The 22746-nt window shown below is 59.8% G+C and carries 19 protein-coding genes, 1 tRNA gene, 2 rRNA genes and 1 pseudogene (1 of these 23 cut by a window edge); 15 read left to right on the forward strand and 8 right to left on the reverse strand.

From position 1 onward, the window contains the following. The 4 genes from DBIPINDM_RS22285 to DBIPINDM_RS43330 form a co-directional block, all read left to right on the forward strand. Nucleotides 1–1666: ribosomal RNA gene (locus tag DBIPINDM_RS22285) — 23S ribosomal RNA — on the forward strand (it extends 1137 nt beyond the left edge of the window). 280 nt (nt 1667–1946) lie between these two features. Further along, nucleotides 1947–2061, forward strand: a 5S ribosomal RNA gene (rrf, locus tag DBIPINDM_RS22290). 217 nt (nt 2062–2278) lie between these two features. Next, nucleotides 2279–2355 (forward strand) — tRNA-Met (locus DBIPINDM_RS22295). Nucleotides 2356–2611: 256 nt separating this feature from the next. Next, on the forward strand, nt 2612–2860 hold the full coding sequence (locus DBIPINDM_RS43330; RefSeq protein ID WP_318036887.1) for a hypothetical protein: 249 nt from the start codon (nt 2612–2614) through the stop codon (nt 2858–2860). Between the two features lie 84 nt (nt 2861–2944). On the opposite strand, the pseudogene DBIPINDM_RS43335 reads toward DBIPINDM_RS43330, so the two are convergent. Further along, nucleotides 2945–3970, reverse strand: a pseudogene (locus DBIPINDM_RS43335) (recombinase family protein); the annotation flags it as partial. Between the two features lie 556 nt (nt 3971–4526). Between DBIPINDM_RS43335 and DBIPINDM_RS22305 the strand changes: the two are divergent. The 6 genes from DBIPINDM_RS22305 to DBIPINDM_RS22330 are packed head-to-tail and all read left to right on the forward strand — an operon-like array spanning nt 4527 to nt 9020. Beyond that, nucleotides 4527–4829: a hypothetical protein gene (locus DBIPINDM_RS22305; protein WP_258581263.1), complete on the forward strand. Its 303-nt coding sequence runs from the start codon at nt 4527–4529 to the stop codon at nt 4827–4829. Then, nucleotides 4826–5257 carry a PIN domain-containing protein gene (locus tag DBIPINDM_RS22310; RefSeq protein ID WP_258581264.1) on the forward strand — a complete coding sequence of 144 codons (432 nt, stop codon included), beginning with the start codon at nt 4826–4828 and terminating at the stop codon, nt 5255–5257. Before DBIPINDM_RS22305 ends, DBIPINDM_RS22310 begins: the two co-directional genes overlap by 4 nt. A gap of 36 nt (nt 5258–5293) precedes the next feature. Continuing rightward, the gene (locus DBIPINDM_RS22315) at nt 5294–6082 is read left to right on the forward strand and encodes a DUF5131 family protein (protein WP_258581265.1); all 789 of its coding nucleotides are present in this window, start codon (nt 5294–5296) and stop codon (nt 6080–6082) included. Nucleotides 6083–6107: 25 nt separating this feature from the next. Next, nucleotides 6108–7373, forward strand: a complete 1266-nt coding sequence (locus DBIPINDM_RS22320; protein ID WP_258581266.1) for a three-Cys-motif partner protein TcmP — start codon at nt 6108–6110, stop codon at nt 7371–7373. After that, a complete protein-coding gene (locus DBIPINDM_RS22325) occupies nt 7370–8314 on the forward strand; it encodes a restriction endonuclease (RefSeq protein WP_258581267.1) in 945 nt (314 codons plus the stop codon). The genes DBIPINDM_RS22320 and DBIPINDM_RS22325 overlap by 4 nt, the downstream gene beginning before the upstream one ends. A gap of 43 nt (nt 8315–8357) precedes the next feature. Beyond that, the gene (locus DBIPINDM_RS22330; protein ID WP_258581268.1) at nt 8358–9020 is read left to right on the forward strand and encodes a hypothetical protein; all 663 of its coding nucleotides are present in this window, start codon (nt 8358–8360) and stop codon (nt 9018–9020) included. Here the strand turns inward: DBIPINDM_RS22330 and DBIPINDM_RS22335 are convergent. The 6 genes from DBIPINDM_RS22335 to DBIPINDM_RS22360 all read right to left on the reverse strand — a co-directional run bounded on the left by DBIPINDM_RS22335 (nt 8981) and on the right by DBIPINDM_RS22360 (nt 16132). After that, nucleotides 8981–10051, reverse strand: coding sequence for a hypothetical protein (locus tag DBIPINDM_RS22335; RefSeq protein WP_258581269.1), 1071 nt, complete (start codon nt 10049–10051; stop codon nt 8981–8983). The genes DBIPINDM_RS22330 and DBIPINDM_RS22335 overlap by 40 nt on opposite strands. A gap of 2 nt (nt 10052–10053) precedes the next feature. Next, a complete protein-coding gene (locus DBIPINDM_RS22340) occupies nt 10054–10833 on the reverse strand; it encodes a hypothetical protein (RefSeq protein WP_258581270.1) in 780 nt (259 codons plus the stop codon). Nucleotides 10834–10851: 18 nt separating this feature from the next. Continuing rightward, nucleotides 10852–11487 carry a hypothetical protein gene (locus DBIPINDM_RS22345; RefSeq protein WP_258581271.1) on the reverse strand — a complete coding sequence of 212 codons (636 nt, stop codon included), beginning with the start codon at nt 11485–11487 and terminating at the stop codon, nt 10852–10854. 122 nt (nt 11488–11609) lie between these two features. Beyond that, nucleotides 11610–12920 carry a hypothetical protein gene (locus tag DBIPINDM_RS22350; RefSeq protein ID WP_258581272.1) on the reverse strand — a complete coding sequence of 437 codons (1311 nt, stop codon included), beginning with the start codon at nt 12918–12920 and terminating at the stop codon, nt 11610–11612. Between the two features lie 132 nt (nt 12921–13052). After that, on the reverse strand, nt 13053–14321 hold the full coding sequence (locus DBIPINDM_RS22355) for an ATP-dependent helicase (protein ID WP_258581273.1): 1269 nt from the start codon (nt 14319–14321) through the stop codon (nt 13053–13055). Continuing rightward, the gene (locus tag DBIPINDM_RS22360; protein ID WP_258581274.1) at nt 14318–16132 is read right to left on the reverse strand and encodes an ATP-dependent nuclease; all 1815 of its coding nucleotides are present in this window, start codon (nt 16130–16132) and stop codon (nt 14318–14320) included. The genes DBIPINDM_RS22355 and DBIPINDM_RS22360 overlap by 4 nt, the downstream gene beginning before the upstream one ends. A gap of 338 nt (nt 16133–16470) precedes the next feature. On the opposite strand from DBIPINDM_RS22360, the gene DBIPINDM_RS22365 reads away from it, so the two are divergent. The 4 genes from DBIPINDM_RS22365 (at nt 16471) to DBIPINDM_RS22380 (ending at nt 20871) form a co-directional block, all read left to right on the forward strand. Further along, nucleotides 16471–16713: a hypothetical protein gene (locus tag DBIPINDM_RS22365; protein WP_258581275.1), complete on the forward strand. Its 243-nt coding sequence runs from the start codon at nt 16471–16473 to the stop codon at nt 16711–16713. A 178-nt stretch (nt 16714–16891) separates the two neighbouring features. Continuing rightward, nucleotides 16892–17530 (forward strand): DUF3800 domain-containing protein, encoded by a 639-nt coding sequence (locus DBIPINDM_RS22370; RefSeq protein WP_258581276.1) that lies wholly within the window; start codon nt 16892–16894, stop codon nt 17528–17530. A gap of 458 nt (nt 17531–17988) precedes the next feature. Beyond that, nucleotides 17989–20058, forward strand: coding sequence for a ParB/RepB/Spo0J family partition protein (locus DBIPINDM_RS22375; protein WP_258589311.1), 2070 nt, complete (start codon nt 17989–17991; stop codon nt 20056–20058). 378 nt (nt 20059–20436) lie between these two features. Continuing rightward, nucleotides 20437–20871 carry a hypothetical protein gene (locus DBIPINDM_RS22380; RefSeq protein ID WP_258581277.1) on the forward strand — a complete coding sequence of 145 codons (435 nt, stop codon included), beginning with the start codon at nt 20437–20439 and terminating at the stop codon, nt 20869–20871. Between the two features lie 25 nt (nt 20872–20896). Here the strand turns inward: DBIPINDM_RS22380 and DBIPINDM_RS22385 are convergent, their stop codons facing one another. Beyond that, nucleotides 20897–21199, reverse strand: a complete 303-nt coding sequence (locus DBIPINDM_RS22385; protein ID WP_258589312.1) for a DNA -binding domain-containing protein — start codon at nt 21197–21199, stop codon at nt 20897–20899. A gap of 811 nt (nt 21200–22010) precedes the next feature. Here DBIPINDM_RS22385 and DBIPINDM_RS22390 point away from each other — a divergent pair. Continuing rightward, nucleotides 22011–22331: a DUF736 domain-containing protein gene (locus tag DBIPINDM_RS22390; protein WP_258581278.1), complete on the forward strand. Its 321-nt coding sequence runs from the start codon at nt 22011–22013 to the stop codon at nt 22329–22331. Nucleotides 22332–22746: the final 415 nt, after the last annotated feature.

Raw genomic sequence — 22746 nt, forward strand, 5'->3', positions numbered from 1 at the left:
AGCTCACTGGTCTAAATAAGGGTCTTTGCGCCGAAAATGTAACGGGGCTAAAGCCATACACCGAAGCTTAGGGTTTGGTCCGCAAGGGCCAAGCGGTAGCGGAGCGTTCTGTAAGCTGATGAAGCCATACCCGTGAGGGGTGGTGGAGGTATCAGAAGTGCGAATGCTGACATGAGTAACGTAAGGGGAGTGAGAGACTCCCCCGCCGAAAGACCAAGGGTTCCTGCTTAAAGCTAATCTGAGCAGGGTTAGCCGGCCCCTAAGACGAGGCGGAAACGCGTAGTCGATGGGAACCACGTTAATATTCGTGGGCTTGGAGGTAGTGACGGATCATTGAGGTAGTCCAATCTTATCGGATTGAACGGGCTGCTGCGTGGTTCCAGGAAATAGCTCCTCCTTATAAACCGTACCCGAAACCGACACTGGTGGTCTGGTAGAGTATACCAAGGCGCTTGAGAGAACTATGCTGAAGGAACTCGGCAAATTGCACGCGTAACTTCGGAAGAAGCGTGACCCTTTTCCACGCAAGTGGAGGAGGGTGGCACAGACCAGGGGGTAGCGACTGTTTATCAAAAACACAGGGCTCTGCGAAGTCGCAAGACGACGTATAGGGTCTGACGCCTGCCCGGTGCTGGAAGGTTAAGAGGAGGGGTGCAAGCTCTGAATCGAAGCCCCAGTAAACGGCGGCCGTAACTATAACGGTCCTAAGGTAGCGAAATTCCTTGTCGGGTAAGTTCCGACCTGCACGAATGGCGTAACGACTTCCCCGCTGTCTCCAGCATAGACTCAGTGAAATTGAATTCCCCGTGAAGATGCGGGGTTCCTGCGGTTAGACGGAAAGACCCCGTGCACCTTTACTATAGCTTTACATTGGCATTCGTAGTGGCATGTGTAGGATAGGTGGTAGGCTTTGAAACCTGGGCGCCAGCTCAGGTGGAGCCACCCTTGAAATACCACCCTTATTACTATGGATGTCTAACCGCGGCCCGTTATCCGGGTCCGGGACAATGTATGGTGGGTAGTTTGACTGGGGCGGTCGCCTCCTAAAGAGTAACGGAGGCGCGCGATGGTGGGCTCAGAACGGTCGGAAATCGTTCGCTGAGTGCAATGGCATAAGCCTGCCTGACTGCGAGACTGACAAGTCGAGCAGAGACGAAAGTCGGTCATAGTGATCCGGTGGTCCCGCGTGGAAGGGCCATCGCTCAACGGATAAAAGGTACGCCGGGGATAACAGGCTGATGACCCCCAAGAGTCCATATCGACGGGGTTGTTTGGCACCTCGATGTCGACTCATCGCATCCTGGGGCTGGAGCAGGTCCCAAGGGTATGGCTGTTCGCCATTTAAAGCGGTACGTGAGTTGGGTTCAGAACGTCGTGAGACAGTTCGGTCCCTATCTGCCGTGGGTGTAGGAATATTGAAAGGATCTGTCCCTAGTACGAGAGGACCGGGATGGACGGATCTCTGGTGGACCTGTTGTGGCGCCAGCCGCATAGCAGGGTAGCTATATCCGGACGGGATAACCGCTGAAGGCATCTAAGCGGGAAACCCACCTTAAAACGAGTATTCCCTGAGAACCGTGGAAGACGACCACGTTGATAGGCCGGGTGTGGAAGAGCGGCAACGCTTGAAGCTTACCGGTACTAATAGTTCGATCGGCTTGATCGTTCTCATTCCTTATGCCCATCTGACAAAGTCAGATGGTCTGTTCTCACTCACGCTTGTTCCGCCCTGCGGGCGACGCTACGTGGGTGCGGCGCATCAGCGCCGACGGTCGGTCGACCTTGCGAAGCTTCGCTTCGAAAGGCGCCAAGACTAGAAGAGCTGTAAAGGCACAACAAGACCAGCGAACAGCTCCGAGAGAGCACCACAATAGGGGCCTCCCTATTCGCTACTCCCTCATCGCTATTCGCTCAAAAAGCTTCTCGAACAACGTGCGTTTTGCCGACCTGGTGGTTATGGCGGAGCGGCTGCACCCGATCCCATTCCGAACTCGGCCGTGAAACGCTCCAGCGCTGATGGTACTTCGTCTCAAGACGCGGGAGAGTAGGTCGCTGCCAGGTCTGCTAAACGCACGTTGAACTCCCATCCAATCGGATGGAGTGAAATCTTCTCTCTACGAACAAGGCCCGCCAACGGGACCACGGGCCGCGTAAGCGGCCCTTTCATTTGGTGAGCCATCTACCTATTTGTAGGCCATCCTATTCGTAGGCATGCGCTTACGTCCAAAGCAAGCAAACGCTTGCTTAGATCAGCAAGCAAGCGCTTGCTGAGAGGTGACGCGGGGTGGAGCAGCCCGGTAGCTCGTCAGGCTCATAACCTGAAGGTCACAGGTTCAAATCCTGTCCCCGCAACCAACGATTCTTGCGAAAGCAAGGCACCCAAAACCCCGGCCTCCGAAAGGACGTCGGGGTTTTTCTTGTTCGCCGCGAACCGCAGGATCGCGGCAAGGTCGCCGCGAAGCACGATCGCCAGCTCGTCTTCGGCGGGCACGAGAGTGACCTGATCGACCAACGTCCGGAAAACCTCCGCTGCCTCGGCCTTGCTGTCCTCGCTCTGTAGGCTCTTATAGAGTGTCGAAATACGCTGGCGGTATATCTCCGCCATGTTCGGATGCAGAAGCAGCGGCGGCTCGTCGGCGTTGGCCAGCAACTCGGTCAGTTCCGCCTTGCGGGCTTCGAGGCCGCCAATCTTGTCCTTGAGCTGAGCCCCGGGCACACCATCCAGTATGGCTTGAATCGCTCGTTCCAAGTCTCGGTGGACGCGTTCCAACTCTTTGCGCTGGCTGATGATGTCCGAGCTACGCTCAATCCGCAGCCGATTCACCTCACGAGTGAATTCCTCGCAGAATTCCTTGAATAGCTCGGGCTCCATCAGATGGGTCCGTAAGCCGCTGAGCACCGAGGCTTCCAGCGCGTCCCGCCGGACATTCAGCCGGTTATCGCAGGTGCCCTTATTCCGTGACGTCGCGCAGCCCAGCAGATCCTTCGATATCATCATGTAACCGCCGCCACAGCAGCCACACTTCACAAGGCCGGCAAACAGGTGCTTCGGACGCCGTCGTTTGTTCAGCGCATTCTCACCGGGCTCAGACGTCTCATAAGCGAGCGTCTGCTGGCGTGCCTTCACATTGTCCCAGACGTCCTGATCCACGATGCGCATGTCCGGCACTTCCTGCATCACCCACTCGGACTCAGGATTGAGACGCGACACGCGCTTTCCCGTATCCGGGTCTTTCAGATAGCGGAGCCGGTTCCAGACGAGGCGGCCGATATAAAGTTCGTTGTTGAGGATGCCGACGCCGCGCTTCGGGTTGCCATGGATCGTTGACGGTCCCCATTCGGTGCCTTTCGGCCCGGAAACGCCTTCCTTGTTCAGCTCAAAGGCGATGGCGCGGGACGATTTGCCCACGAGATAATCCGCGAAGATGCGGCGAACGACAGCAGCCTCGGCCTCGTTGATCGTTCGATCGCCGCGGATCGGTTCGCCGTTCGATGCGAATTGCTTCACCACGTCATAACCAAAGCACAGTCCGCCACCGGACTTGCCGTCCTCGACGCGGCCACGCAATCCGCGTCGCGTCTTGTCGGCCAGGTCTTTCAGAAAGAGGGCGTTCATCGTTCCCTTGAGACCGACATGGAGATGCGTTACGTCGCCTTCGGACAGCGTGACGATACGCACCCCACCGAAGGCCATGCGCTTGAATAGCCCGGCGATGTCCTGCTGATCGCGGCTCAGACGATCCATAGCCTCGGCCAGCACGACGACGAACTTGCCGCGCATCGCATCGGTGATGAGTTCCTGGATGCCGGGACGCAGCAGCGACGCGCCGGAGATCGCGCGGTCGGTATAACTGTCGACGACTGTCCAGCCTTGCTTCTCGGCATGGAGGCGACAGAGCCGCAACTGATCCTCGATCGAGGCGTCTCGCTGATTGTCCGATGAGTAGCGAGCGTAGAGCGCTACCTTCATGAAGCGACCTCCTTATTCCGGGAGGCGGTCTCGCGTCCGGTTGCCTGTTTCGGCTTGAACGAAGTCCCGTGCGGCCTGCCGCGCCAGCAGCCGGACCAGATTGACGAGGCGTGGATCGGGCTTCGACGACAAAGGCACAGCCGGTTCGCGGGCCGCGTCGGCGACCACACGAAGCTTGTCGGCTGTTGTACGTCTCGGTCGCGCCACGATCGCGTCCTCATCCTCGCGCGGAACACCCCGCTTCGCGACAATGATGCCAAATGAAGACGTCTTGGCAAGACGAAAATATATTGTAAATCAATAGCTTGTGCCGCATTTGAGCGGGTGCTGGCGGGTAGCAGCGTAGAGGCGGCGCACGGATCGACCACCGTCGTAGCAATAATATTTTTGTGATCGCCATCCTTGGAAGCGGGGCGTCTCGTCACAATGACAATTCCCGCCACCCTACATGCCTTGGGGAGGTCAGCTTCACTCGCCGGGATGGACAACAATTTCACCAGCCTTGCACCTCAAAGAAAAGACGGCTATATATCTGGATATAGCACGGAGGCAGGCCATGAGCAACAGTGCGCAGAAAAGAGCCCTCGAGAATTATCGGTCCCGGCTGACTGAGCGTGGCATCGCGCGGTTCGAGATCCAGGCGCTCGACGCCGACCGCGATCTGCTTCGATCCCTTGCTCGGAAATTGACGGAGGACGGTCCGGAAGCCGGGAAGCTTCGCCGGACCATGCAGCAGGCAGTGGCGGGTGAGCCTCCGAAAGCGGGCGGTATTCTGGCCGCGCTGCGTCGCTCGCCTCTGGTTGGCGTAGATCTCGACCTCAGCCGTCCACGAGAAGAGGGGCGTAAGGTCGATCTGTGACGCGCTACCTCCTCGATACCAATATTATCAGCAACGTCATAAAGCCGGAACCGTCGGGCTCACTGCTGGCTTGGATGGGCGCGCAGAAGGACGATGACCTCTTCATTGCGTCGCTCACTGTCGCCGAAATCTGTCGAGGTATCTTGGAGAAACCGAAAGGCAAGAAGCGCAGCAGCCTTGAAGCTTGGTTCGCCGGCCCCGAAGGCCCGCAAGCGCTGTTCGCTGGCCGCGTTCTATCATTTGACGAGAAAGCTGGCCTCGTCTGGGCCAGCCTTATGGCTGCCGGTAGGGCGAAGGGACGCCCCCGAAGCGCGCTCGACACCATCATCGCTGCGATTGCTGAGGCCAACGACTGCGTGGTCGTGACGGATAACGAAAAAGACTTTGCCGGACTCCAGGTCGTCAATCCGATACGCGGAGCAGTCTGATGCGGTGGCGGGTCAAGGGATGTTCGGGAGGACAAGATGGCTGAAACTCAGATTGAATGGACTGACTCCACTTGGAATCCCGTCGCAGGGTGTTCGATTATCACTGCGGGCTGCACCAATTGTTACGCGATGGAAATGGCCAAACGCCTTGAGACCATGGGCATCACAAAATATGCGGGACTTACCCGAAAGACAGGAAAGCGCACGGTGTGGAACGGCGTGGTGCGGGAGGACCGTGAGGCGTTGGCCATTCCCTATGGATGGAAGAAACCACGGAAAATCTTCGTAAACTCGATGAGCGACCTCTTTCACGAGGGTGTCAGCGACGAATTCATCGTCAAGGTCTGGAAGGTCATGCGCGAGACCCCGCGCCACAATTATCAAATCCTAACCAAGCGGCCCGAACGAATGGCGGCACTCGTCGCTTCCCGGATGGGCGACGTCCTTCCCAACGTCTGGCTCGGCACCAGCATTGAAAACTCGGATGTCGTGAGCCGTATCGACTATCTCCGCCAAGCGCCTGCGGCCATCAGGTTCATCTCCTTCGAGCCCCTGATCGGATCGGTTGGCATCGTCGACCTCCGCGGCATTCATTGGGCGATCGTCGGCGGCGAAAGCGGCAAATCGGCTCGGCCGATCAAAGAAGAATGGATTGACGAGATCCACGGCCAGTGCCTGACGGCGGGCACCGCCTTCTTCTTCAAACAGTGGGGGACATGGGGCAAGGACAACAAAAAGCGCTCCAAGAAAGCCAACGGACGTGAGTATCGCGGCCGCACTTGGGACGAGATGCCAGTCACCCCAACGGATGCGACTGTAATGTAAAAACAATACTTGTTGGGGGCGCAAGGTGGTCGAGAAAAGATACGAATGGGTCGACGGCGCAAAGCTTGAGGAGCATTCACGCCGCAAACACAAAATTCTACGTGAATATGTCTTCGACTATCTCACCGTCCGCTGCAGGCTCCCTCAGCAGGAGCGGTTTCGCCTCGCAATCATCGACGGCTTCGCCGGTGGGGGGCGATATCAATGTGGCTCGCCCGGATCGCCCCTGATTTTCATTGAAGAATTGAACCGAGCCGTCGATGCGGTGAACACACAACGCGCCGCACAAGGACTAGGCGCTGTCGAAGTCGAATGCCTCCTCATATTCAACGATGCCAGTCGCGATGCGATCGAACTTCTAAAGACGCATGTCGCACCGATGCAAGCAGAGGCCAGCCAGAGCTGCCCCAAGCTGCATCTGCGGGTCGAATATCTGAACGAGTTCTTCGAAGCCGCTTATCCCGATATCAAGCGCCTGTTGGGGCAAGGCCGCTATCGGAGTGTCATCTTCAACCTCGATCAATGCGGTCATAGCCATGTCGAGCGGAACACCATCCTCGACATTATGCACTCTTATCCCGCGGCTGAGATTTTCTACACCTTCGTCATCAGTTCGCTGCTCGCATTCCTTCAAAAGGACCAGCCGGAGCGGCTTCGCGCCCAGCTCGATCATCTCGGACTGACGAGCAACGATATCCAGGCGCTCGATGCGCTAATGAGCCAAAAGGACTGGCTCGGCACAGCCGAGAAAATCGTCTTCGACGCTTTCCGATTGTGCGCCCCCTATGTCAGCCCGTTCTCGATTAATAATCCCGGCGGGTGGCGGTACTGGCTGATCCACTTTGCGAATGCCTATCGGGCAAGGCAGGTCTACAACAACATTCTGCACGACAACGCCAGCTTACAGGCACACTTCGGTCGATCCGGCCTCAACATGCTCTCCTACGATCCAAAGCATGATGAAGGCATGCTCTACCTCTTCGATATCAGCGGTCGAGCGTCGGCGAAGAACCAGCTTCTCGGGGACATTCCGCGCCTGATCATGGAATCCGGAGACGCCATGCCTGTCATGGACTTCTACGAAAGCATATACAACATTACCCCGGCGCACGCCGACGATGTCCATGCAGCGATCATCGAAAACCCAGACCTTGAGGTGATAACCCCCGCCGGCGGGGAGCGACGGAAGGCCAATACGATTGGCGTTGATGACGTCATCAAAATGAAGAAGCAGATTAGCTTCTTCCCAATGTTCCTGAATGCCGGGACAAGAGGCGGTCCAAAGGAATGACCGCGCACCGACGTCGGGATCCCGAATGGCGCGAATTCGAACGCCTGATCGCGCGGATCGAGGCCGACGCGGGCCCCCGAGGGCTGCTCGTTAAGTCACCAGATCGTCTGCGCTGCAAGCTCACAGGTCGGCTGAGGGAAGTGGATGCCAGCATTCGCGCCAAAGCCGGCACGACCGAACTGCTTGTCACGATCGAATGTCGACGCAGATCAAAGCTTCAGGATGTCACCTGGATCGAGCAGCTAACCACGAAGAAGTCGTCGATTGGAGCAGATCGCACCATTGCCGTCAGTGCGTCCGGCTTCTCCGCCGAGGCTCAGATTGCAGCATCTCACGCGGGAATTTCGCTTCGCAAAATCTCCGATCTAACGGTCGCGGACATTAATCCAATCCTTAGCCTCGACCTGATTATGTTCTGGCATAAGGCATGTGCCATCACCGGAGCCGGCGTTCGCGCGTATCGGGCCGGGGACGATACAGTTCCCGAGCCCGATGACGTGGAGTACATACTTCCGCCTGATACAGACTTGTTTGCCCCGATCTTTCACAACACCGAAGACGGCTCGAGTTGGTCGCTGAATGACGTCTGGCGAAAGGTCCAGGAGACCTTAAACCCCTACGCCGAAATTGCGAAGGGCGAGCCTCCCATCACGCGGACTGCCCGTATTCCCTACCCCGGAACGGTCTCCATCGACACTCCGCACGGGCCGTGGAAGCTGGGCCATGTCTTCTTGAGCATGGCGATGTGGATCGAGCCAGAGATGGTCCCGATCGAGGAGGCGCTTAAGGTGTCGTACTCGGATCCTGGTGGTAGCTCTGTTCACCGGGTAGAGTTTTCCTCTCAGCGGACGCAAGACTGGCGCATATCTTTGCAAGCACAGTCCGACGCCCAAGACGTTAATGAGATTCGGGTTGACGGGAATTTGCCTAGCAATAAATAATAATAAGAATTACTGTGACACGCCAAAAAGGAATGCTGAACTCTTGTTTGGAAGACTGATTGCCGTGGTTTGCTTTAGTCACTTTAGAACGCTCGATCCGGAGACAGCGGATCTTGCGCGCGAACTCATTGACGCCTCCGACGCCCAACGATCAGCCTTCTCCTCTTTCGTAAATCTATGGATGGGCTTCAACGGGTGGATGGAATGTGTGACGGATGCCGCGACCGACGCGGAGATGATCACAGCACTGGCCAACCACCAGCGTCTCACGGAGGCCTATAACGAGCTGATGAGGAATTCCCCTGACTTTCGCGAGAGGGTCGAGGTTTTCACGACGATGTGGCCGGTTCTCAATGTTCGCGATGTGCGCCGAAAACTCGGGCGCGACGCGTTCTGGCGATTTTCTCGTGAAGAGCTTATGGCCGAAGTCTTACGTCAGGGTGTCAAGCTTCAGCCAGTCGGTTGGGCAGCCGGCGACACTCCGACATGGCCTCGGCTCCTTCGAACCATTTATACCATCCGATGCAATCTCTTTCACGGTTCCAAATCGCCGGAGAATTTCCGCGACCATGAACTTGTCGTAGCCAGCGATCACATCCTTCGGATGTTTATTGCGCGCAGCGCCTGCTTCGAGTGGACTGATTGTTGTGTTGAGATGGACGGGCCTCAATCACCAGTGGAAGCCTTCACGTCGTCCGAAGGCTGAATGCGGCCGAGAAAAAGTGGTAGCTTGCTGTTCTTGAAGTCCCAGCTCGCAAGAGGGGCAAACCAATCCGGTGCCGGTTCGCCATCGAGCTGGATAACCTGGTCGCCGTCGATCGTCTGGTCGGCGTAGAAGCTGCTGAAAATCCGGCTAGCCGTGCCGATACCCTCCCAACCCTGGTTTGTCGGCTCGACAGGCTTTGCGACGAATTCGACACCGGCGATCTGATCGCCGTCTATGAGCGCAAAGGGCCCCTCCACGGCCCACTCGCCGTGGAATAGAAACACCTGGGCGAGTTTTCGGTCCTTCGGGTCGGTCAGCTCGACGTCGCGGCTGTAGAGCTTCGCCGATCCGATCATAAAATTGGCAAGCCCCTCGTCGCTGAGCGACCGCGGCATGTCCGTCGCGGCGGCGAGCACAAGGCGCAACGGTGGCTTCGTCATGATCAGAACCTCGCCCAGACGCTCAAATTCGCTGGCGAGCATTGCCTCCTGCATCGAAACGCGGAGCGAGCCGTTGCGGCTTCGAAAGCGCTCAGGCGAGATCACCGACCAGAACCTCCAGAGCGACCAATAGATCGCCAGCTTCAGCGGCGTGCCGACGGCGTCCGCATAGGATTGGAGTGTGGAGAGATACGCCCGGGACATGCGCAGCTCCTGCTTGAAGGGCTCCTTGCTCCGGACGTTCTTGACCTCCACCAGCCATTGATCGCCATCATTGAGGACGACGCGGAAGTCCGGCGCACGGAAGGTCTCCGCCGCGTGGACGCGTCCGACATCTTCCGCCTTCAGGAGCCTGAAGTGCCCGAGGCTCAGCACTGTCGCCTCGAACAGGCGCTCGATCCGGGAACCGTGGATCAACGCCGGATCAGACAATGCTTCCCGCAAACGCGGCTCGGCGTCCCCCATGAAACGCTCGACCAGAGCCGGATCGTTGAGCGCGATGCCATTCTTGCGCGCAAAGACCGCCACCGACGCCAAAAGCTCGAAGGCCTTCTGTCTCTTGGGCTGTTCGGACCCGTCCTCTTCGCTCATGGTCAACCCTTTGCAAATGGATCGATGTCGGGCGGATTCATGTAGGCCCGGAATCCAGCCAGGTCCTCATCTCTCGGATTCTCGGCTTGCGGAATGAACCTGATCGTCTCGGCGATGTCGCGGCGCGTGACAGTCCCTATGATCGCGCCGCCGTTGCTCATCTCATACTCCATCGAGCCGCAATGCCGGTTCGGGCGCGCCATGCCCGGAGCGAAAGCGATCGGCTTCTTGCTACCCTTCTTGCTTACCTCATGCTTGGCCAGTGCGACCCGGATGAATTCCAGAGTGGTGTAGCCCATTTCCGTCCGCCGCAGATCGATGCGCATCTGCACGACCAGTTCCGACCTCTGCTGCGCGTTCCGAAGCTGCTCAGCCCGCAGTTCGCGGTCGTAATGCCGATAGCCAATATCACGCTCAAGATGGACCGCCTTGAAATCCAGTCCGCCACTCTCGGCGAGCTTGATCACCTCTTCACAGCGCTGGCGCCAAGTCCGCTGAAGCTCATAGGCCGCGTAGATCCACATCGGAGACAGCGCACCGAGCAAGGCCACCTTGTCATGCGGCGGATCGTCATCGGCCTGCCGCCGCATGACCTCGTCTTCCAGCGTGTTCAGCAGATTGTCGATCATGCAAAGCTGGCCGGCCTGCATCACCAGGAACGGGTTCTCGGCAAACCCTGCCAGGCTCTTCAGCGCTTCGACCAGATCGCTCGGGCCGATCTCCGCGACAGAGCGATAGCGGGGCTGATCATAATAGTCTTCATCGATATGGTCGTCGTCCAAGCATTCGCCCCCGCTCGTTCAAGACAGCCAGTATGGCGGATCGGTCACCGCCATCGGCAAAGGGTCCACCCGGCCCCAGAATCGCGTCGTTGCCCTGATGTAGCGGACGAGGTCGTTCCTTCCGATCCTGAGTGTCTCGCTCGGCCTCCGGGGGCCGGGCACCAGGTCGATATAGTCCGCGGCAGTGTCGGACCATAGCGCCGGCGCCATCGCGCGAAGCCGCTCGCAGGACGGTCCTTCGCCATGGCGCACGACATTGGCGACCGTGAACATCTCGTTGAGCTCGGCGCCGAGATCGTCGATCGCCAGATCGATGCTCGCGTGCTGCGCACCGGCAAGCAACTGCTCCTGAAAGCCGCGCAGCTTCGCCAGGTCTGTCGGCCCCGTCGCAGTTGTCCATATGCTGAGCTGCCGTTCGAAGACGCCGGCCAGCGTCAGCACGAAGGATTTGGCAGCCTCGTTTGCGGTGTAATTGTCGACCTGGGCCGCGGCGCGGTCCAGAAACTCGTTCATCGACGCCGCCTCGCCCTGTTCTAGGACGGGATGGAGCACCAGCGCGTCCATCGTGGGCTGGATGACGCGCACGAACAGCCGGTCGAGGTTCGCCTGAAATATCCGAGGGAATTGCCCACCCATGACCGTCATGGCGTTCACCACCTCCAGAGCCCGAGCTGATCATCCGCGCCGTCTCCTTCGGCGTCGCCGGCAAGGCGTAGCCCTTCACCGTGCTCCATATATCTCTGCCGCAGGTGGCATAGCGGTCCGAAAATGTACCGTCATCTCTCATTTTCCCAGCGATACCCGCCTTCCGGTGACCAAAGCACCATATCGCGTGGGCGACCGCGAAACGGGTCGCCCAACAACGCTAGACCGTCGCGAAACTGCGCGTAGTCGTAAGAGCGATCACCTTCATCTCGGATGTCTGGCACGGCTCGGTCGCCGTCCACGAATCCGAATCCGACAGGATCGAAGGTCGGCAACAGAAACGAGGGAGGCATTTGCCGCCGACCGCCGCGGATAACAGCGCTTAGCCCGTTCAAGAATTCGGCGCCTCCCTTCTCTTCGATCGCGAACCATGCGAGCCCGGAAGCCAGTCGCTGCGATGCTGGCAGTTGCGCGTGTCGAGCCATTCGCCGCCAATAGGGATGATCGAAAAATTCCTCGATCCACCATGGCTGCAAACCGGAGCGCTGAACCCAAGGCACCGAAGTAAGGTAAGTCCGGCCGGCATATTGGAGACGCAGGAGCGGGACTGGCTCCTGCTCCGGCACCGCTCCATCGACCGCACGGAGCCAGTCGATCCAGTCGACGACTTCCGGCACGCCCATCAGCATGAAGTTGGATCGGTGCGTCGCTAGGACGATTGGCGCAGGCGTTCCTGCTGGCCGCCCCTCTTCCGGTAGCGACGGAGGCGCAGTGCCGGATTTCTTCCTAGGTTTCGAGATCCGCGTTTCTGACACGCTCAAGAAGCTGCCCGCCGCCGTGGGCTTAGAGCCAAAGGCGATGGAATAGCCGTGGATGACCTCGCCGAAGGGTGACGTCGCTGTGATGTAGGGCTTGACCTGTTTCTTATACTTCCGCTTGGCCGCGCTGGTTATCTTCCCAGCAGTTACATCCTTGGCGAACGAACCGTGCGCCTCGGCCAAGACCACGCCATGACCTGCGGCATTTCCCCCGTCGTAGATAAAATCCGCATGAGGATCGAGCGACGACGAGAGGCACACGGCGTTGGCTCGCCATTCGTAGCCAAGGGCCTCCATATAGAGATGCGTCATGCCGGTACCGACCTTCGCTGCGAACTGCGATCCGGCCGTATCCGCGAGAAACTCAAAGTACGACCTCAGAGCAAACGTGCTTCCATCCTCGAGAAGCGTCTCCAGTTCGACCAAGGCGCTTTGTTGCAAGCCATCCAGGAGTTCCTTCGGGGCGTCGTCCCAGGTGGTCGCGGTGCGAGCAACGGCAGCTGCCAGCGCCATCGGCTGAAATGAGAGGTTGGTGCAGACGGGAGGCGCGATAAAATTCGGAACGATTGGACTGGGGACGTGCAGATGCTTCGTGTGTTTGGTCAAGCCGACCAGCTTGCTCAACACTCCCACGCCTGACGTTGAAATAATCCCGCTCATAACATCCCCCGCGCGTTCTCCCCTCAATTTTATATCTTATCAATCAATACTTTCTCCAACCTGTTGCTTCCGATTCCCTCATGAGCCGATTCGGATCTAAACGAACGGCGCCGCAGCGAGGATGTTTTGACCCTGGACGATGACGTTGCACCATTGCTTGGCCCGCGTCACGGCGTTGTAGAGCAGCCGTCGCTTGTGCTCGACATCGCCGCCTACCTGATACGGCCATACAATTACGACGCCGTCGAACTCGCGATTCTTGGCTTGCTGTACCGTCAATGCAGTGAACAGGTGCGCGAAATTACCGCCATGCTGTCGGCGAAGCGCCACGTTTCGAGCGATCACAGCCTCGATGTCCGCTCGGGCGAATTCTACCCTCCCTAGCGCATGGATTTGGTTCTCAACCCACATGATCGACGCACGCACCGGCCCGGAGGGCGGCAGCGCACGAAGCGCGGCGAGCGCAACCATGGCGGGCGAGGTTGCACCGAGTTGGAGGTCGTCGATGATGACCTGCGTCTCCTCGCGATCCGTGCCCTCCCAATGAATCGAATACGGGCCGCTACCCTGCTGCCCGCACGGACCTTGGCCGACACGAGCCACAACATTCTGAGTAAATCCGCCTTGTAAGGCGGGTGTGATCACCGCGACATTGCCGCCCTGGCGCCAAGCGACGGCGTTGGCGAGCAACGTCGCGGCAAGCGGGACGCTCACGCCTGGCTGTAAAATTCGGAATCCTTGGCCATTGATCGGTGCCTGTCCACCTCGGATAGCCGCCGCAGCCGCGAGAAGGCCGCCCATGTTGGTCCGGCGAACTTGAACCAGCGTTTCAGGCTCCGCTGCGCCTTGCATCCACGCCACGAGCGGGTTTGGCCGAAGCGATTGGTCGAGACATTGAAACTCGTCGGCAGCGATCAGCGTGCGCGTCGCGGTCGAGAGCGCGACCAACATGCGCATTCGCTGAGGCCTGAGATCTTGGCCTTCATCGACCAACACAATCGGAAAGCTCGCAGCTGTCCAATTTCGGACCTGCACCTGCTCAAGAAGCATCCCTGCGGCGTCACAGACTGCGTCGAATTCACCCTCGGTCCTTGCGGGTACCCCGAGCGCGGCTGCTAGTCCACGCCAGCGCCGGGAGATCCGCCAGGCAAAGCTATCGACCGTGCAGCATTCTACCCGCCCAACGAGTCCAGGCACGGTGCGAAGCCGATCGGCTAACCGACGACGAGCCCCATGCATGAAGGTCAATGCGAGAACGCGTTGCCCCTTCGTCAACGGATGCGCGGCCAGCGTCTCGGCCAGCATTTCCATCAACCGAAACGTCTTGCCACACCCCGCCGCACCTTCCACCGCACGTACTGTCACGGCTGGAACACCTTTATGGCCGGGTTCGCTACATCGGCGGAAAACAGTGGGTTGGCGACACCCTTCGCGACATCGGTGATGGCATTGAGCAGCGAGCGCGCGCGCGCGCAGCAGGCGTCGTTCGCTCCGATCGCGCCTGCGATAATCTCGTAGGAGGATGTGTCCTTCTTCAGACCTTGAGCCGCTCGAACGTCGCTTTTCAGCCGTGTCACTAGCTCGACGACGGTGGCTGCAGGTTGATCGAGATGGATCGCTGAGAGACAAGCATTCGCATCCGCCTCGACAATCCAGCCGACGATGTCTTCGAGCATTTGCCCATTCGCCCACCGGAAGATAATGCCCGAATTCGGCGCGCCGGCACCGACGAGTTCGGCAGCATACCCCACGCCCTCCGCATCCCCGTCGACCATCGCGAGCACACGAGGGTGTAGTGCCGCGATGGCGTCGACCGTTCTGACCACCGCACCATCGTGCGTCGGGATGACACCGATGAAGGAGTCGAACCGGCACTCATCCGCCGCCGCCCAGGTTTGATGAAGATCGACCGCGCGGACCAGGAGGCCCAGCCACTCGAAATCAGTACGCCCTTCGGGAACCAAGACGAACTCATGCATCACAGCCGCGATGGTCTCGACGCGGTTGACCTGAAACAGCTTCCGCACGCTGTTCGGCGTCGCAGCGGGCAAAGTTGACGAAAGCAACGGGACCGACGTCAGCGCTCCATTATCGTTGCGCAGCACCGCTACACCCTTGGGATCAGCGAGAGTCGCGACCATGGGCGAATGCGTCGAGACGAATGTCTGTCGCGAAAGAGCTTGGATGCGGTGAACGAGGCGGCGCTGCAATGGCGGCGGTACATGCAATTCCGGCTCCTCAAGCGCCATCCAGAAACCTTCGTTGGTCTCGGCTCGCATACGTCCGAACTGCAGGAGCAAAAGAAGGTGTTGGAGCGAAAGGAGGCCACTCCCGTGTCGCCTCGCAGGCAGAGGAAGATTGCCACCTTCGTGGGCGTAGTGCGAGACGACCGACTCCAGAAGCCCGTCGCTGTCTGTTGCGGTCACCCGAAGATGAAGGGTCGGAGCGGTCCGGAAGAAACCGCGCAATTCCTGATTCAGCCGATTGACAATGGGCGCGAGACGTTCGTCCTGCTCAAGGCTCGCCTGTGGTGCTCGCAGCCTATCCCGCTCGGCGAGAACCGATTCCGAGGGCTGCCCTTCGCCAGCGGCGATAACCCTACGGAAAAGCTCCGATCCGAAGGACACCGTTCGGTCCCACGTTCTTGCGGCTGGCACGAGGAAGAATCCGATGTCGCGTATCAGCCGCGCCGAGAAGGTTGTAGCGCTCTCCTCCGCGAAAACGTCGCCCACGGCGTCGTCGTCATGGAAATAGCGAAGCGTCTCGACTTCGAGCGACGGTCGGTGAAATCGAGCCGCGAAGGCGATCTGGCATGCAAGTCGCCACGCCGCGTCGTTGCGCGCCGGCATCACTGTGCCATCCGCTGGATTCCACCATTTGACGATCCCGCGGTCCTCGCGAAACCAGTCCATATGCTGCGCCGGATCGTCGCCCTCGAAGCCGATTACCGTCGCGACTAGCCGTATGCGATCAGCAGGCTGGGGATTGCTGCCGTAGAAATCATGCTCGGTAAGCTGGCGGATCATCCGATCCCGATCGAACAACAACGCCAGCGCTTCGATAACCGTAGTCTTACCGCAATTGTTTGGGCCAACGAGAACTGTATGGGGTGAGAAACGAACTACACCTTCGCGGATACCGCGAAAATTCTCGATTTCTAGTTTCGCAATCTGCACGATACCACCCGGACAAACTATTTATGAATTAATCTCATCTCGTCGGACAGGTATGGACTTGTGCCATCCGATCTTGAGCCAAGCGCTCGCCCGCCAACATTAGGAGTAACACATGGCGGTCAATCGGCGCTGATATTCGTCCGCCAATTATTCGACTTAGCGGCCCGTCGTGCGCGAAGCGCGCCCTCCTCTCTGGCGGCCAGCTCATCATCCAGCTCGACAAGATGTTCGGCCAACTCTATCGCTTCCGATAGTTCAAATAGCGTATTTAGAGAAAGAAGCAAAACACGCCTCTGAACCACAGCAAGGCGGGGCCGATATTGTCACAGAGTATAAAAATGGAGTGCTTTCGCATCGACGAGAGCGGCTATACGGGGTTCGACCTTCTAAGTCCCGATCAGCATTTCCAAGGCGCTTCAGCGATCGCGATCAGCGATAAGGATGCCGCACGTCTCATCAAGGAACATTTCCCGAGGCTACAAGGACCGGAACTCAAGTACCGCTCGCTGTCGCGCCGGGAGGCAATCACCAGCGACTGCTATCGCTGCAGCGCGATCTTCTCACTCAATACAAGAGCGTGACCTAGATCTGCGATAAGCGTTTTCTGCTGGTGCTGATGTTCGTCGACTACGCCGTCGAACCTTTCTACTACGAGAGGGGCATGGATTTTTATGCAAACGGTCAGAACTACGCGATGGCATCGCTGCTTACCCTCGTAGGCCTACTCTCCTCGGACAGCCAGCCTTCGACAATTTGCTCATGGCCTTCCAGAATGCCGTCAAGGAAAAGACCCCGGCGGCGATGAAGACGCTAGTCGCCGCCGCCGCCGCAACGCGATGGCGGCAGCTTCCGGAGGCCTTGGACCCGTTGGCTCAGTTCGCGGCCCCCGAATGCCTCAATGCAATAGCAAACCCCTGCGTGGACACGGACGCCGCCTTGGTCGTGCTCCAGTCACTGATCAGCCGAATGGAAGTGATGGCCGATGGGGCCTACCGAGTCGAACATGACCAGTCCAAGAACCTCCTGCGGTATTACCAGCTGCTGCAGCGCTTCATCAATCACGATCAGGATGTCGAGTTTCACCAAACCCAGATTGCCTCCATCAAATTTCCGCTCAAGCTCACCGAAGTGACCCAGGTCGACTCGAAGGCCAGTCCCGCTGTGCAATTGGCAGACGTCATGATTGGCGCCGCGACCGAGGCGGCAAACAACATGACAGGGCTGCGATCGGGTGGATTAGATCCCGAGGCGGTGATCTCCCTCTATGCCGAGAACCAATTTATCCACCTAACGCCCTTTATCGACTTCGAAGAGCAGCGATGGTTCGGGGAAGGAACTCAGGCAGCCGAAGTTATCGACTACTTCGCCGCCAACTTCTTTGGGCCGGCCGAAGTCTGACTCGCAACGAAAAGCGGCCTGGCCACCCCCGGAGGGGGAGAGCCTTCCCTCCTGCGTCCGAGCCTGTTGTCTCGGCCGACCCCTTCTGTGGGGACACCCCCCGTAACGCCCTGACCGTGGCGGAGATCAGGGACACTCGACCGGCCCCCAAGGCGCACATCCCTGATCGCACTATTGCCCGGCTCCCGCTGGCGCTCACGCCGGCCGATTTCGCTCAGGGCTCCGCCCTCGCGCGGGCAAGGGTAAAGCGCCGGCGGGCCGGCGCCGTCCGGGGCGGTCTCCCCGACCTTCCGCGCAGATGCGTCTTTCAGCACTTCCGTAATCCCAGAAATCCGCTTGTGCAGGCCGGGAGATACCCCTCCGCCCCGGCCGCCCTTGCCCTTGCTACCCCGGTCTCGCCGACGGGCAGGGTTGCAGCGCAGCGCTGCGCTTCAACCCAAGCCCATAGGAGAAAGACGATGACCACAAATGCGAAGACCGAGACGACCACGCAAAGCGGCACCGAGATTTTTGTGCCACTGAACAAGCTCAAGAAGTCACCCCGCAACGCCCGGAAGACCCCGCACAGCGAGGCCCACATCGAGGCGTTGGCAGGCAGTATCGGTGCCAAGGGGATGCTGCAAAATCTTGTGATTGAGCCGGAGGCGAACGCGGACGGTGAAGCAACCGGCTTCTACCTCGTCACCATCGGCGAGGGCCGGCGGCTGGCGCAATTGCTGCGCGTGAAGCGCAAGGAGATCAGGAAGACGGAAAACATCCGCTGCGTCCTGGATACCGAGAACGACCCGCAGGAAATCAGTCTGGACGAAAACGTCACGCGCGAGGCTATGTCGGTTCCCGATCAGGTCGAGCGATTCCGGGAGCTTTCAGAACGCAAGGGCTGGGGAGCCGAAGAGATCGCCGCCCGGTTCGGCGTGAGCGCCCATGTCGTTCGCCAGCGGCTTCGCTTGGGTGCGGTCAGCCCGAAGCTGATGCAGGTGTATCGCGATGGCGATTTGACCTTGGACCAGCTGATGGCTTTCGCCATCACCGAGGACCATGCCCGACAGGAACAGGTTTACGAAAGCCTGTCGTATAACCGCGAGCCGTGGATCATCCGCCGCGACCTGACCAAGACCAACATAGAGGCGACGGATCGACGCGCGATCTTCGTCGGGCCGGAAGCTTATGCGGAAGCGGGCGGCACCATCATACGTGATCTGTTCACCGAGGATCAAGGCGGTTTCTATGAAGACCCGGCATTGCTGGACCGGCTTGTCATCGAGAGACTGGAAGGCATCGCCGACGAGGTTCGGCAAACGGAAGGCTGGAAGTGGACGAGCGTCCATATCGACTTCCCGCACGCGCACGGCATGCGCCGCGCTTATCCGCATGCTGTGGAGCTTTCGGAGGAAGACACCGCCGCCGCCGAGGCCGCGCAGGCGCAATATGACGCGCTGACCGAGCAATATGACAGCGCCGAGGAACTGCCCGACGATGTGGATCAGCGGTTCGGGGAGTTGGAAGCCGAGATCGAGCGCATCGACGCCCTGCACCATGCCTATGATGCGGACGAGATCGCGCGCGGCGGCGTGTTCGTGGTGCTGAACCATGACGGGACGGCCCGGATCGATCGGGGGTTCATCCGGGCGGAGGACCAGAAGCCGGAACCGGAGGACGCCGAAGACGGTTGCACCGAGGTCGAAGGCCACCGCGTCAGCGCCGATGGCGAGATCATCGAGGACGGCGAAAGCGGCGAGGAAGGAAATCATGTTTCCGCACTCGACGCCGAGGATGATGATGCAGGCGACGACGGCAAGCCGCTGTCGGACCTTCTCATCCGCGACCTGACGGCGCGCCGGACGCTTGGCCTTCGCTTGGTATTGGGCGAGCAGCCGGACATGGCGCTGATCGCCGTCACCCATGCGCTCGCTGTGCAGACCTTCTATCGTGGCGTGGATGCGTCCTGCCTCGGAATCCGGTCGACGAGCAGCACCCTCGCCAGCCACGCGGACGGCATCGAGGATACGGCAGCAGCAAAGGCGCTAACGGATCGTCATGAAGGATGGGCGGCGGACATGACACGGGATGTGGCGGACCTGTGGGGCTTCATCGCTGGCCTCGACCATGCTAGCGTCATGGCCTTGCTCGCGCATTGCGCCTCGCTCACCGTCAATGCGGTGAAACAGCCTGCGGAGCGCAAGCCTTACGCCCAGCAAACCGCTGACAGTCTGGCGACGGCGGTTACTCTCGATATGACGGCGCACTGGTTGCCCACGGTGCGGACCTATCTCGGTCGCGTCACCAAGGCCCACATCCTCGCTGCCGTGCGCGAGGCTGTCGGCGATGAGGCGGCGGATCGAATGGCGGGGATGAAGAAGGAGGCAATGGCGCAAGCCGCCGAGCAGCTTCTGGCCGGAACCGGCTGGCTTCCCAGCCTCTTGCGCACGACGCAGCCCGCATGGCTGCGGAAGCAGCCGGAGACCGCGCCGATACCGGACGGCATGCCCGGAACGGAAGAGGAAAGCTTCCCCGTCGCCGCCGAGTAAGAGCCGGGCCGGGGCGGCGTTGGGCCGCCCCGGCCTTCTCTTCGCTACAGAGGAATTTTTCCGGCCGCGCGTTACCCGCGCGGCCGGAAACCTCGACAGCCTGACTATCGGAACAACGATCATGAGGGATCACGTCGATCGCAGGTGCGCGCCATCGCGGAGCATCATCTTGCCATCCTGGAAACACAGATCGTTGCGAGCGCCGCGTTGAACTCGATCCGAGTCCTCCAGCTCGATGCCGATCAACCGCGAGGATCAAACCATGGCGCGATGGAAAGGGTCGACAGAGCCGCGCGACTTGCGGACAATAGGCAGGCCAATTCAGGAGAGCCCCCATCCGAGCGAGAGGACGGTCGGCAGACGTCAAGGAGACAGATCATGATCATCGCGATCATCGCATGCGTCGTGCTGATCGGCATGCTGTGCATGCTTGCCTTCACGCTCGCGACCTATGCGCTGCCCTTGCTGCTGGGGCTAGAGGTTGCCCGCTTCGCATTTCATTCCGGCGCAGGTTTCCTCGGCGCCGTCCTCGTCGGCATCGTTGTCGGAATGCTGGTCTTCGGATTGGCATTCTCGCTGCTGGGCATTGTGCGCTCGCCCATACTTCAGATCGCCGTGGCGCTCGTCTACACCGCGCCCGCCGTGATCGCAGGATATGCGCTCGTCTACGGCGTCACGCGCGAATACGTGCCCCCGGACATCTGGCGGCAATTGTTCTGTATCGTGGGCGGCCTGTTCGTCGGGTTCTCGGCTTTGTTGCGGTTGATGGCAGCCGCTGGACCCGATCCAGCCCGAAGGCCGGTTCAGCCGTAAGAGAGCGGAGCCCGGTCGGGTCCGATCAGGAATCGCGGTGTTTCATTTCCCCGACCGCTTGCGCCAGAATCCGCCGATAGCCGCGCTTCGTCATCCAGTGCGCTCGCGCCAGATGACTTTCCCAGCATCGCCGGGTTCGTTTCTCGTCGGTGGCGGGATCGCGATGCAGGACGATGCGGGCAACCTCGGCCCGATCCGCGCCGTCCTTCTCCGCGTCGAGTAGCCGGAGATAGGTCACGTAATGCACTTCGTCATAGGGCGTGATGAGGTTAAAACCCGTCGGAGCTTCGTCATCGACATCAGGATCAAGCTCGGGTTTCACACGCATGAGAAGCGCTCCTTTCTCGATTTCCGCTCTAAGAACATCCAGCAAACGTTCGTAGATTTTGATTTTGGCCTGATAGGATTGCGTCTTCAAGAGCGACATGGCGTTGCCCTTCGGGCCGCCCTCTCGGCTGCGCCGGAACCACGCCTGCGGCCCGTTTCCGCCATTCGGCGTCGATCGCTAACGCAAGGGCGGCGCTCACGGCCCTCTCGCATGAAGCGCCGAACAAGGATAGCCCCCGGTCCAGGCCTCGCGCGCCAGCGGCAGGACCATGGGCTGCGCACGCTGTCACCTTCGGCACGACGACCGCGTGGTGTGGGACGGAACCGATCATCCATTGTGACGCCGAAAATCGCTGAGCGTCGCGCGGGGACCTGCCTCGGCCTCACCGTCACGACACCGCGAAGAGGATGAAGGGTTCAGGAGCCGTGTGGCTATCCGTGGCTGCGTGCCAGCCTGGCCGATGAAAGTCAGGCGGAGTAGGACCGGCCGGAGCATCACCGTCATTTTCACCCCTGGCGACGGGGAGCCAATCACCATCATGTTTCTCCCAACAGTTCTGCCAGCCACGCCCACGGCGTCCTCGAATGGATTGGGTCTGACCGAAGATCGGCTTTGCCTCGATCGTCATCCCGCAACGTCCGCCGCCAACTTTTTTCCGCCGCCTGCGGCTTTGCATCGCGAAGCAAAAAAGCTGGCGGCGGCCGCCTTCCACTGCGTTCCAGCCCTGCGGGTGCGGGTCGATCGTCTCCGGTCCCACGACCCCCATCGAGGTCGCGATAGGCGCGGCCCGAGGAACAGAAGGAAGAGCACAATGGCGACTATCGGAAGCTTCACCAAGGGCGAGAATAACTCGGGCTTCACTGGCTCGGTCAAAACCCTGACCCTCAACGTCAAGGCCAAGTTCGTCCCCACCGAGGGCGAAAGCGAACGCGGCCCTGACTACCGGATCATCGCTGGCCCCTCGGTCGAGTTCGGCGCGGCCTGGAAGAAAACCGCCCGCGAGACCGGCCGCGAGTATCTCTCTGTCAAGCTGGACGATCCGAGCTTCCCCGCCCCGATCTACGCCAGCCTGGTCGAGGCCGAGGACGGCGGCGAGCACAATCTCATCTGGTCCCGCCGCAACGGCGACTGAGACCGGGACACAAAGGAGCCCCACCTTCGCGGGTGGGGCTTCGTCATGCTCATGGCCGCCACCGCCGTTCAGGGCATACGGAGATCAGGGAGATCTGAAATCTGGGTTTCCGATTTTGCACGTCCTGATCGGTTTCCCCTGGTGGTCGCTGAACCTCCGGTTGGGCTTTCGGAATCGCAAAACCACCGCCGACCGCTGCTGGTTCGGATGGAAAGGTGAATTTTCGCCAAGGACCCGACTCAGGGCCACTTCGTGCCCTGACAGGCGCGTCGCTAAAGACTGACATCTGACCAAGCGACCGCGTTCTCGACGCGGATGGATCGCACCAAGCTGATGACGAGCGCCGTGCTTGCGGGCGAGATCGGGGTGGACCAGTAAAAGTTCGTGAACGCGACTGATCGCTTTATCTATTTGG

Origin of the sequence: Mesorhizobium sp. AR02 (genome assembly GCF_024746835.1) — a bacterium.
GTDB lineage: Bacteria > Pseudomonadota > Alphaproteobacteria > Rhizobiales > Rhizobiaceae > Mesorhizobium.